Source organism: Marinimicrobium sp. C2-29 (genome assembly GCF_038419845.1).
Lineage (GTDB): Bacteria > Pseudomonadota > Gammaproteobacteria > Pseudomonadales > Cellvibrionaceae > Marinimicrobium.
Genome location: NZ_JBCAQT010000007.1, coordinates 80,233 through 92,195 on the forward strand (window position 1 = coordinate 80,233; position 11,963 = coordinate 92,195).

The following is an 11,963-nucleotide window of genomic DNA, read 5'->3' on the forward strand; positions in this document are numbered from 1 at the left end:
TAATTTTGACCAGATTGGTCAATTTTTAATCCCTCCGTCCCCTTTTTGTCTTCTTGATGGGTAATTACCAGGGCAGGACCTGGCCGTTGGAGTGCCAGAAAGTGCCGCTGGTTTCCAGGGTGAGCTCATCAATGCGTTCGGTCAGGCGCTGCGCGGCCTGGTCCGGCGTCAGGTCGCCGTGGCCTCCGATCATCTCTGTTCCCACCAGGCCCGGGTGCAAAATCGCCACGGCGACGCCCCGGGGCTTCAGATCTTCACTGAGTGATTTGCCAGCAGCGTTCAAGGCGGCCTTGGACATGCGGTAGCCGTAGCGGCCCCCGCTGGTGTTGTCTTCGATCGAGCCCATGCGGCTGGTGATCAGGGCCACCTTGGCATTGTCGCTGAAGTGATCCGATAGGGCTTCGGTCACCAGCAGGGGCGCCAGCGAGTTGGTTTCAAACTGGGCCCGGATGGTCTCAGGGTCCAGGCTGCCGAGGCTCTCGTTGCGCAATATGCCGGCATTGTTGATCAGCAGGTCAATATTCACCCCTTTCAGACTCTCCGCCAGCCGGGCGATCCCATCGGCTTTGGTGACATCCACTCCGTCAATGATTTTCGCGCCACTGTTGGCCAGGGCGTCGGAGGCCTGCCGGCAGACGCCGTATACGGTATCGCCGCGTTTCAGGAACAGCTGGGCAAACGATAGGCCGATACCCCGATTGGCACCGGTGATGACAACTGTCTTGCTCATAGATACCTCAGTGATTGCATAAATTTCGGTCTTCAAACATAACAGGTTTCTCGCGTAGTCGCCCAGTAGCGACTACAGTGAAGGCGAAGAGGGAGCGTAGTTGTATGACTTGACGTGGGAAAACCAATCTCTATTGTATGATATAAGTGGTCGCTATAAAGAGGAACAAAAATCCACGAAACGGCGATAAGAGCGGTATTTGGCAATTTACGCGCCATACTGGTGCGTGTTTGGCGGAAAAATACTCTCTAAGAAGCGTTGATCATAATTTTATAATACGATAGTATTGACTGGCCGATTGAAAAATAAATAGCGTCTCGTCCGCCTTCTCGGTGACAACAGCTAATGAGCTAAAAAAGCGGATGAGATAAAAATGTAAAACTCGCAGGAGAGTTGCAATATGTTTAAACGTTCCCTTTTGAGCCGCAGCATCGCGGCCACTATCGCTCTGACCGGTCTTCCCATGCTGGCTCAAGCCCAAGATACTCAAGATGAGCCACTGCTCGAAGAAGTTGTGGTTACCGGCATCCGTGCCAGCTTGACTCAAGCCATTGATATTAAGCGCGAATCCATGGAAGTGATGGATTCAATCGTTGCCGAAGATATCGGTAAGCTGCCTGACAACAACGTGGTTGAATCTCTCCAGCGCGTTGCGGGCGTGCAGATCACCGACCGGGCTTCCGGTGAGGCCAATACCGTCTCGATCCGTGGTCTGACTGACGTCAGCACCACTGTTAACGGCCGCACCATCTTTACCGCTTCTGGTCGCGCCGTTGCCCTTGCGGATATTCCGTCTACCCTGGTTTCCCGGGTCGATGTGGTCAAAAGCCGCTCGGCCAGCCAGTATGAGAACGGTATTGCTGGCCAGATCGACGTGCATACCTTCCGTCCGTTTGATTTTGATGGGTCGAAGGTCTCTATAGCAGGCCGTGGCATCTATCTGGAGGAAGCAGAGAAAGTCAATCCGATTATCAGCGCTCTGTTCAGTAACCGTTGGGACACGACGGCGGGTGAATTTGGTGCTCTGCTCAACGTTTCACACGCCAAAACCAACTATCGCGACCAGTCCATCACTCCCGGGGCGCAGGTCCCGTTCATGACCGAGAACCCCACGGCGCCCTGGACTCCGCTGGAGCGTATCTTCCCGAACGATGGTCGCGCGGCGGAACAACCGATCTGGACTCCAGGCCTCGATAACGGCCTGCCGACCGACGCCGGCTCTACGCTGACCGTCAACGGTGAAGAGACTCCGTACTATCTGTCCCGCGACGCCATGTTCGCGTCCGACTTCACTGGTGAGCGCGAGCGCCCGGCGGCAAACATTTCTTTGCAGTTTTCGCCCAACGATAGCTCCGAATACACCTTTGAGAGTTTTTACAACGGCTTCCGCAACGAGGGTTTCAACTCTCTGCACTTCGCGTTTGTTGACTGGTGGGGGTCGCTCGGTGACCTGGGTGGTAACATCGAAGACACCTTCGAGCTCTATGAAGGTACCAACGTCATCAAAGAGCGGACTGTTCGCAACCCGTTTACCTTCGGTAGCGGCGACTACTCTACTGGTGAAACAGATTCATACATGTACGCCCTGGGCGGTGAGTGGGATCTGAGCGACAATTTCGAACTGGAGTCCGAGCTGGTTTACCAGGATAGTGAGTTCGAGTCGACTTTTATTGCGATGCGCAGTACCAACGTGCGCTATGAGACCACTGCGAACTTCAGCAACTCGCCGAGCATCAGCTTCGCTGACAACCCGACTACTGACGTTGATGAAAGTGATCTGGCCGATATCTCCCAGTTCACTATGGCGGAAATGTACGACAGTGCCACACGCAACCAGGGCTCTGCGCTAACATTTTCTGCGGATGCTCAGTATTTCACCGAGGGTGCATTCTTCCGTAAGATCGATTTCGGTATCCGTCATGATGACAGGGATGCGACGGAGTACTCTCGTGAGCAAAACGCGGCTCCTTGCGATGCTGCAAATACGTCAGGTGATCCAGCCAACTGTCAGTTTTCAACCTACGCTGATGACGGCATAGCCCACATTAACAGTGACTTCCTGGATGGTGTCGCTAATGTGCCCCGTACCTGGGCTGTGGTCGATGGCCCTTATTTGCAGGCCAACCGCAATTCATTCCTGAATCTGTACGGACTGGACCCGGCCGATCCCATGGTTGAGGAGTTCTCCGTCAACGAGGTTAACACGGCGCTTTACGTGACGGCCGAATATGAAAGCGAGCTCTTTGGCAAGCGTATTGACGGTGAGATCGGCGGCCGGTACGTTGACGTCCAGACCGATTCGGTCTTTACCGACCAGACAGACCTGAGTCGGACCGAAGGCACTACCGAGACCAGTGAGTTTCTGACCAGCTTGGCGGTCCGCTACCACCTTCGTGATGACCTGATGTTGCGCCTGAACTATGGCGAGACGCTTCGGATGCCCGGATTCGGCGCTCTGAACCCGACCATTACCTACTTCGATGATATTACCGATATTGGTTATGGCACGGCTTCCGGTGGTAATGCCGATCTGGAGCCGACCACCTCCCAGAACCTGGATCTCTCTCTGGAGTGGTACTTCGGTGACGCAAGCAACGCCTACGTGACGTTGTTCCAGCGTGACATTGAGGGGCTGGTCATTCCGTTCCGCAATCAGGTTAATCGCGATCTTGAAGGGTATGATGCCAACATCTTTATTCTGTCCCAGCCGGACAACGCCTCTGATGGTAAGTTGAGCGGTACTGAAGTGGGGCTGAATTACTTCCCGGATAACCTGCCGGGTTACTGGGAAGGCCTCGGCTTCCAGGCCAGCTTCACGTTCCTGGATTCGGAGCAGAGCATTCCGGAGCTGAACGATCGCGGCGAGCAGATTGGGCTTGAACAGACTGAAATGTTCGGTGTGTCCGATAGCTCTTACAGTCTGTCAGTGGCCTACGAGCGTGATACCTTTGATGCCCGGTTGGGTTACGTATGGCGTTCAGACTTCCTGTATGACCAGGAAGCGGCGCTGTTCGCCAACCCGATTGAGCGGTATCGTGATGCGCAACAGTCGCTGGACTTCCAGTTCAGCTACAATGTGACGGACGAATTCCTCGTGACGTTTGATGCAACCAACCTCACCGAGGAGGTCAATCAGAGCCGCTATGGCAACAGCTATCTGCATACCTTTGGTAACTGGCAGATCAGCCGGGCCTTCGCTCTGGGGGCCCGCTACTCCTTCTGATAGAAGACAGCGCCATAACCTGGCGTGAAGCTACACCAAAAGGCCGGCCCTCAGGGGTCGGCCTTTTGCGTTTCAGAGTGCTCCAAAGACACACTTTGCAGTCGTTTCTCCCCTCTCCTGTTTCTTTCCCTGTCATTGAGTATTCGCCTCAAATTCATTCTGAAACGTTATAACAACGCTTGGGCTGGAAAGCCTATGGTTATCGATTTGATAGGACAGAAATGTTCAGTTTTACCGCTTTAGTGTCAAGAAATGTAAATAAATGACCATCCTTGATGATACTTTTATATTACGATACGATGTTTCCGCCAAAATGATGAAGAAAATCGTCAGCGCCTCGCTACCAGCTGGTAGCAAAACAAAGAATGATCGAGGCGCAAAATGCAGTAAATCTGGAGAGTGACAATTATGTTCAAAAAATCAGTTCTGAGCCGCGCGATAGCAGCGTCTGTCGCGATCAGCGGAGTTCCGATTCTTGCCCAAGCGCAGCAATCTGATGATATGCAGATGTTGGAAGAGGTGGTCGTGCGCGGCGTTCGCGGCAGTGTCATGAGCGCCCAAAATGTCAAAATGGAAGCTCAGCAAGTCGTTGATTCCATCGTCGCTGAGGATATTGGTAAACTTCCGGATAATAGTGTGGCAGCCGCACTACAGCGTGTTCCCGGTGTTCAGATTACCCGTGCCAATGGTGAAGCCAACCAGGTGCTGGTGCGAGGCCTGCCCAATGTCGTCACCACTCTGAATGAGCGCAACATTTTCACCACCACCGGACGAGGCATCTCCCTGGCCGATATTCCGGCCGACCTGTTGGCTCGCGTCGATGTCAAAAAGTCCGCGAGCTCCGATGACCTTTCTGGTGGTATTGCCGGTGTGGTCGATGTTTATCTGCGTCGTCCTTTCGACTTCGACGAGGGCCTGACGGTTGCGGGCGGTGTACGTGGTGTCTACAGCGAAAAGGCCGAATCAACCGACCCGATTGCCAGTCTCACTGTAAACAATAACTGGAGCTCGGCAGCCGGTGAGTTCGGTGCGCTGCTGAGCGTATCTTCCCAGGATCGGGAGTATATGGATCAGGTCAACTTCAATACCGCTCCTTTCGAACAAGTGGTGACTGACCCGACCTCATTGACGCCTCCCAACCCGCTTGAGCCAGTGTTGATGCCCAATGTGATCGGCTCCTACTTCCGTTACGGTGACCGCAATCGCACCTCAGCCAACGGTGCCTTCCAATTCAGCCCGAACGATAATGCCGAATACTACGCCGAGTTTTTCCATGTGTCCTACGAGCAGGACTCCCAGTTGAATTTCTGGGTGCCCTTGCCGACCTGGGGTGGACCGGCAGGCCGCGTTACCGAGTTCAAAGGCGACACGAACGTTGTCAAAGAATTCGAGCGTGACAATGCGCCCGGTACCATCACCAGTAACCAGGCATTCTTCAATAGCTCAGATACCACTCAGGTTGCGGTAGGTGGTGAGTGGACCTTTGACCGGTTGACCGCCACTTCGGATTTGGCCTATACAAGTAGTGAAGCGGATAATCGTTCCTTCATCCTGGATCTGGTGTTCTTCGCGCCCCAGATTACCTATGACTTCTCGCAGAACAACAGCGGTGCGTCCGATGTCAGCATTCGCAATGCCGACGGTTCTCCATATGATCTGTTCAACGCGGAGCAGTATGAATTGAACCAGTTCTTTGACCAGCGCAGCCGTCAGGAAGGCGAGGAAGTCGCCTGGAAAACTGACTTCAATTATGAATTCACCCAGAGTCCGATCCGTTCTGTGGACTTTGGTTTCCGCCTGGCCCAGCGCACGGCGTTCAACCAGTCAGCCGATACCGGTGGCAGCCCCAACCAGTCTGGTGGGCGGGTTCCTCTGACGGACTTCCCGGGTCTGGAAGACCGGACGCCGGAAGGGTTTCTCAGTGATGTGGTCGACCTGGAAACCACTCAGTGGTTGACGCCAAACCGGGAGTATCTGCTGTCGAACCGGACCGAGATTCGCGAAGCAATGGGCTATGATCCGCTGCCAGAAGGCCCGGCCTACATCCCCGAGCTGTTCTTTGATAACGAAGAGAACAATTATGCCGCTTACGGTAAAGCCAACTACGAAACCGAAGTGGGTGGCATGATCCTGGACGGCCAGTTCGGAGCCCGTCTGGTGCGTCTGGAGTCGACCCTGACCGGTACCAGCACCGTGGATGGCGAGGTTCAGGCCGTCTCTGAAGAAGCCACTGACAACAAGGTTCTGCCCAGTGCCAGTGCACGTCTGGCGATTACCGATGAGTTGTTCCTGCGTGGTGCGGTCAGTCAGACCATTACCCGCCCGGGCTTTTCCGATCTGAACCCGTCGACGGCCTACTTCCAGCCAACGCCCACCATGCCCGATTTTGGCACCGGTAGCGGCGGCAATCCCAATCTGGATTCGGTAGAGTCTGATAACCTCGACTTGTCTCTGGAGTGGTACTTCGGATCGGCAAGTTCGCTGAGTGCCGGCTACTTCCAGCGGGATATCGAAGGTTACATTCAGTTCTACGCCTCCGAAGAGATGCGAGATGGTGTGCCCTATCAGGTCACCCGTCCGCAGAATACCGGTGAAGGCTCGCTGGATGGCATTGAGCTGGCGTATACGCAGTTCTTTGATAACCTTCCCGGTCTCTGGTCCGGGTTTGGCGTTCAGGCGAACGCGACCTTTATGGACGGCGAGGCTGAAACTCCGCCGGACGCCGATGGCAATACCGAAATGCAGCCGTTGGCGAACGTCTCGGATGAATCCTACAACTTTATCCTGTTGTATGAGAAGGGACCGTTCAATGCGCGCCTGGCATATAACTGGCGGAGTGACTATTACTTGAGTTTCAACGAAGCGGGTGCCCAGCCGGGTAACTCTGTTGTCGTGACCGAGACAGACTCTCTGGATTTGGCATTGAACTATGACTTCAATGACAACCTGACCTTCCTGGTTGAAGGTACGAATCTGACAGATTCGGTCTACAGCGATTACTTCGGTGGTGACTCTTCAGCGGATGAGTACCTGTATCCCCGTGATACCTTTGCTCGTGAGCGCACCTACTCGGTAGGTGTTCGCTTCCGCTACTGATCTATCGAGCAGTCAGGCGTTGAAAAAGAAAACCCCGGGGCACCCAGTGCTCCGGGGTTTTTTATTGCCCGTTTTCGCGTGTGGTAAGTACACTGTCGTGCCTGCCTCCGATCATGGTATATTTGCCAAGTGTCTAATCTTTACTCGATTCTCGGATGTTCACTTATGACAGCAATCAAACCCAGCGTAACCCAGGTTCCTTTTGGCAAGCTTCCCGACGGGCGCGAGGTCTTACAGTTCACGTTGCGTAACGAACAGGGCCTGGAGGTCCGCCTGCTGAATTACGGCGGCATCATTACCCATCTGTTCGCGCCCGATCGAAACGGAGATCTGGCCGATGTGGTTCTGGGTTTTGATGAGCTGGAGCCCTATCTGACCGATTCGCCGTACTTTGGTGCGCTGATTGGCCGCTTTGGCAACCGCATTGCCGGAGGGCGCTTTGAGTTGAACGGCGAGGTGTACCAGTTGGACTGCAATGATGGGAACAATCACCTGCACGGTGGCCTGGAGGGGTTTGACAAAAAGCTCTGGGATGCCAGTTCTTTCGAGGACGAGCAGGGAGTGGGGGTCGTGTTGACCCTGGTCAGTGAGGACGGTGACCAGGGCTACCCGGGTCGCCTGGAGGTGACGGTCACCTATCGGCTTACGGCCAACAATGAACTGACGACGGATTATGTGGCAACCACAGACAAGGCGACACCGGTCAATCTGACTCAGCACAGCTATTTCAACCTGGCGGGCTCGGGCACCGTGCGCGATCATGAACTGACGTTGCGCGCCAGTGCGTACACGCCCGTCTCCGAGAGCCTGATCCCTCTGGGCGATATTGAGCCGGTGGCGGATACGCCGTTTGATTTTACCCGGCCCAAGCCCATTGGCCGGGACATCGATGCGGCTGAGGTGCAACTCAAGCGCGCCAACGGCGGCTATGACCACAATTTCGTCGTGGACCGAGAGGGTGAGGGCCTGACACGGGTGGCCCGGGCCTACGAGCCGACATCCGGGCGCGTGCTGGAGGTGCTCACCGAGGAGCCCTGCTTCCAGCTGTACACGGGTAACTTCCTGGATGGCAGCATTCAGGGCAAAGGCCAGCACTATCAGCGCCACGGCGCCTTCTGCGTGGAGCCCCAGCACTTTCCGGACTCACCCAATCAGGCGCGCTTTCCCTCGACCATACTGCGACCGGGTGAGACGTATCGCACTTCCATGAGCTTTCGCTTTTCGGCCATCAATCACTGATAGACGTTCTGACTATAAGCCAAGGATGGCAAAGGTCCTGCCCGCCTGACCGCCAGAAAGTACCCTGCCTTTCTTCTCCTTCTGTTATGGGTCTCCCCGGTATTGTCGAAAAAATACAACTTTGAATCGACAAGATACAAGACGCGCTGCTGTCGCCCCGCTACTATCCTCTGCAACAATCACAATATTATTAGTAAAGCTTGCTACGGAGATGCAAGATGAAAAAACACACATTGTTCTGGCTGGGTGCGGCGGTCTCGGCACTGATCGCCTGTACCACACAGCCGCAGGGTGACGATGCGGTGACCCTGAGGAGCCCCGACGGGGACGTCAAGGTGACCGTGCAACTGGATGAGCAAGGCCAGCCCCGGTATCAGGTGTACCACGACGAGCAGGCGCTGCTTGAGCCGTCCGTTCTGGGTATGGAGCTTAGCGACGCCGACCTGCGCAATGGCCTGTCGCTGGTGTCGGTATCTGACAGCCAGTTGGTGGAAGACCGCTATCGTCTGAAGCAGGGCAAGCGCCTTGACTATCACTATGTCGCCAATGAGAGAACGCTGACGTTTGCCAATGAAGAGGGCAGGGAGCTTGCCGTCATTTTCCGCGCGTCGGATGACGGGGTCGCCTTCCGCTATCACTTCCCGGGTGAGAGTGAGGGCATCGTTCAGGTTATCGAAGAAAACACCTCTTTCCATTTTCCCGAGTCCGCGCGCGGCTGGCTGCAACAGATGCAGGTGGTCAACACCGGCTGGGAGGGCACCAATCCGGCGTACGAAGAGCATTACGAAATGGATATCCCGGTGGGCGAAGCCTCTCCCTCCGAAGCCGGCTGGGTGTTCCCGGCGCTGTTCAAAAGCGGTGACACCTGGGTGTTGCTCAGCGAGGTGGGCATGCAGAGCAACTTCCACGCCTCCCGCTTGCAGGCCGAGTCCCCCGGTGGCGAGTACCGCGTTGGCCATCCCATGGATGAGGAGGTCTACACCGGCGGTGGTTTGATGGCCGAAGACGAGCGCCCCTTCTCTTCGCCCTGGCGCACCATCACTGTCGGGTCTTTGCGGGAGGTGACCGCCTCGTCCATGGGGACCGACCTGGCCGAGCCCCAGGTGGAGATGAATACTGACTTCATCAAGCCCGGCGTGGCGAGTTGGAGCTGGGGGCTGTTAAAGGAGCCCTCCATCACCTACGATCTCCAGAAAAAGTTTATCGACTACGCCGCCGACATGGAGTGGGAGTACACCCTGATTGATGTGAACTGGGATGAGACCATCGGCTACGAAGGTATTCAGGAGCTGGTCGATTACGCCGCAGGAAAAGAAGTGGGTGTGATTCTCTGGTACAACTCTTCCGGCGAGTGGAACACCAGCCCCTTTACTCCCAAAGGCCAGTTGCTGGAACGCGACCAGCGGCGGGCGGAGTTCGAGCGCATCAGCGATATGGGCGTGGTCGGGGTCAAGATCGATTTCTTCCCGGGCGACGGCCGTTCGTCGATTGCCTACTATCGGGAGATTCTGGAAGACGCGGCCGACTTTGAGCTGATGGTCAACCACCACGGTTCCACCCTGCCGCGCGGGATTCATCGCACTTACCCGCACATGATGACCATGGAGTCCGTCCATGGCATGGAGATGGTCACCTTCTTCCAGGAGACGGCCGACCAGGAAGCGGAGCATGCCGCCATGCTGCCCTTTGCCCGCAACGTGTTCGACCCCATGGACTATACGCCCACGGTGTTCCATGACTTGATGAACCCCGAAGTGGAGCGCAAGACCACCAACGGCTTCCAGTTGGCATTGCCGGTCATATTCCTCTCGGGCATTGAGCATATTGTCGAAACACCGGAGGGTATGGCGACAGTTCCGGATTACATCAAGAATTTTATGCGCGACCTTCCCGTCGTGTGGGATGAGAGCCGACTGGTGGAAGGTTATCCCGGCAAGTTGGCAGTGTTTGCCCGGCGCAAGGGCGATACCTGGTATGTGGCCGGTATCAACGGCGAACAGCAGGCCAAAACGCTGGCGCTGGATCTGGGCTTCATCGGAAGCAACAACGGGGTGCTGATGACCGACGGTGACCGGCCCCGCCAGTTTGAGCGCCGCGAGCTGGACTCCAACCGCATTGAGGTCGAGCTGAAGCCGGCCGGCGGATTTGTCGCCGTCTACCGCTAGCGCTCAACCCTCCTGGAAGCTCCGGCGCGATGATCGCCCCGGGGCTTCCGCTTTTCTCCCCGCTGTCCCCGATCGCCTCTGCCGCCGGCTCGTCTGTTCAGGCCAAGTGTCTGTTTTTAAAAGGGTTTTATTGGGTCTTTTCAGTGGAAATAATGCGGTTTGATAATACAAATTATTATAGTATAAGATAGAGTATGTGCTCCTTCCATAATCGATAACAGGTGCTTTATGTCGTTCCAACGAACTGTCCAGTTTTTCCTGGCTGCTCTGCTGAGTGCGGCCGCGACCTCCGTCTCGGCCATTGAGCTCACCGGCGTGACCAACGCCCACGACCCGTCTGCCCTGGTCAAAGATGGCGATACCTATTTCTATTTCACGACCGGCACGGGCATCTGGTACAACACCTCCACGAATCTGACCCATTGGGGTAACTCCGACACGGTATTTGCCCCGGGTGAATATCCGAGCTGGATTGCGGAGGAAGTGCCGGAGAACTCCGGAAACGACTTCTGGGCGCCCGATGCCATCAAGATGGGTGACTATTATTACGTTTATTATTCGGTGTCCACCTTCGGCTCCCATCAATCCGCCATCGGCGTGGTGCGCTCCCCGTCGCTGCTCAACCCCGAGTGGGAAGATCTGGGCCCCGTGGTCACGTCCTCCGACGAGGGCAACTACCAGACGACCGTCAACGCCATTGACCCGGCATTGATTGAAGATGAGGACGGACGCGTCTACATGAGCTACGGTTCCTGGTTTGGCGGTCTGGCGTTGGTGGAAATTGACCCGGCGACGGGCATGCGCCTCAACCCCGAAGAGGACCCGGTGAAGATTTTCGGTGGCGGTCACGATTCGATCGAAGCGCCCTACATCATCCGCGAAGGCGACTATTACTACCTGTATTACAACTATGGCACCTGCTGCGCTGGCCTGGATAGCACTTACGAAATCCGGGTGACCTGGTCGGAGAATATCGAAGGCCCCTACAGCGCCGATGGCTACACAATCCTGGAGAACGATACCGGCGATCGCTACGTGGGGCCCGGCCACATAGGGCTCCTGCGGGAAGGCAGCTGTGAGTATGTGACCACGCACTATTACGATCGTCAGAGTGATGGTTTTCCACGGGTGGACTTACTGGCCCTGGGGTATGACTCCAGCGATATGCCGTTCCTGACCCGTGACTTTACCCCGGGCGAGTGCACTGACCTGCAGCCTGCAGGCAGCGAAGAGCCGGCGCCGGAAGATGAGGAGTCCGGAAGCGATGAGGGTGGCACGGACGATGTCAGCTCTGATGAATCCGCGGGCTCTGATAACGAAGGCAGTGACACGGGAACCTCCTCAGGCTCGGGTGGCGGCTCCTTCGGCTTCGGGCTGCTGCTTCTGTTGTGCCTCGGTGGGTTCGCGCGTCGCAAGCGGTAAGGCACTTTTTCAGCTGGCAAGATGCCCAACTTATTCACGACAATAATCAGGCCATGGAGTCGGCCTGCCGTCTGCATTTTTTCTATAA

Annotated in this window: 6 protein-coding genes; 5 read left to right on the plus strand and 1 reads right to left on the minus strand. The window is 55.9% G+C overall.

What is annotated here, in order from left to right; all coding sequences use genetic code 11:
• Window positions 1–64 precede the first annotated feature (64 nt).
• The gene (locus AAE484_RS08560; RefSeq protein ID WP_341937956.1) at window positions 65–730 is read right to left on the minus strand and encodes an SDR family oxidoreductase; all 666 of its coding nucleotides are present in this window, start codon (window positions 728–730) and stop codon (window positions 65–67) included.
• A gap of 400 nt (window positions 731–1,130) precedes the next feature.
• On the opposite strand from AAE484_RS08560, the gene AAE484_RS08565 reads away from it, so the two are divergent.
• The 5 genes from AAE484_RS08565 (at window position 1,131) to AAE484_RS08585 (ending at window position 11,875) form a co-directional block, all read left to right on the plus strand.
• Window positions 1,131–3,953: a TonB-dependent receptor gene (locus AAE484_RS08565; RefSeq protein ID WP_341937957.1), complete on the plus strand. Its 2,823-nt coding sequence runs from the start codon at window positions 1,131–1,133 to the stop codon at window positions 3,951–3,953.
• Between the two features lie 408 nt (window positions 3,954–4,361).
• Complete coding sequence (locus AAE484_RS08570) at window positions 4,362–7,049, plus strand: TonB-dependent receptor (RefSeq protein ID WP_341937958.1); 2,688 nt, start codon at window positions 4,362–4,364, stop codon at window positions 7,047–7,049.
• A 165-nt stretch (window positions 7,050–7,214) separates the two neighbouring features.
• Window positions 7,215–8,288 (plus strand): aldose epimerase family protein, encoded by a 1,074-nt coding sequence (locus AAE484_RS08575; RefSeq protein WP_341937959.1) that lies wholly within the window; start codon window positions 7,215–7,217, stop codon window positions 8,286–8,288.
• 218 nt (window positions 8,289–8,506) lie between these two features.
• Complete coding sequence (locus AAE484_RS08580) at window positions 8,507–10,453, plus strand: glycoside hydrolase family 97 protein (protein WP_341937960.1); 1,947 nt, start codon at window positions 8,507–8,509, stop codon at window positions 10,451–10,453.
• A 228-nt stretch (window positions 10,454–10,681) separates the two neighbouring features.
• Entirely contained in the window at window positions 10,682–11,875 is a 1,194-nt protein-coding gene (locus AAE484_RS08585; protein WP_341937961.1) for an arabinan endo-1,5-alpha-L-arabinosidase, read from the plus strand.
• Window positions 11,876–11,963 lie beyond the last annotated feature (88 nt).

What these genes read in the sequence shown, in the direction of transcription:
- AAE484_RS08560 (WP_341937956.1), bottom strand. Translation starts at nt 730, where the DNA reads ATGAGCAAGACAGTTGTCATCACCGGTGCCAATCGGGGTATCGGCCTA.
- AAE484_RS08565 (WP_341937957.1), top strand. Translation starts at nt 1,131, where the DNA reads ATGTTTAAACGTTCCCTTTTGAGCCGCAGCATCGCGGCCACTATCGCT.
- AAE484_RS08570 (WP_341937958.1), top strand. Translation starts at nt 4,362, where the DNA reads ATGTTCAAAAAATCAGTTCTGAGCCGCGCGATAGCAGCGTCTGTCGCG.
- AAE484_RS08575 (WP_341937959.1), top strand. Translation starts at nt 7,215, where the DNA reads ATGACAGCAATCAAACCCAGCGTAACCCAGGTTCCTTTTGGCAAGCTT.
- AAE484_RS08580 (WP_341937960.1), top strand. Translation starts at nt 8,507, where the DNA reads ATGAAAAAACACACATTGTTCTGGCTGGGTGCGGCGGTCTCGGCACTG.
- AAE484_RS08585 (WP_341937961.1), top strand. Translation starts at nt 10,682, where the DNA reads ATGTCGTTCCAACGAACTGTCCAGTTTTTCCTGGCTGCTCTGCTGAGT.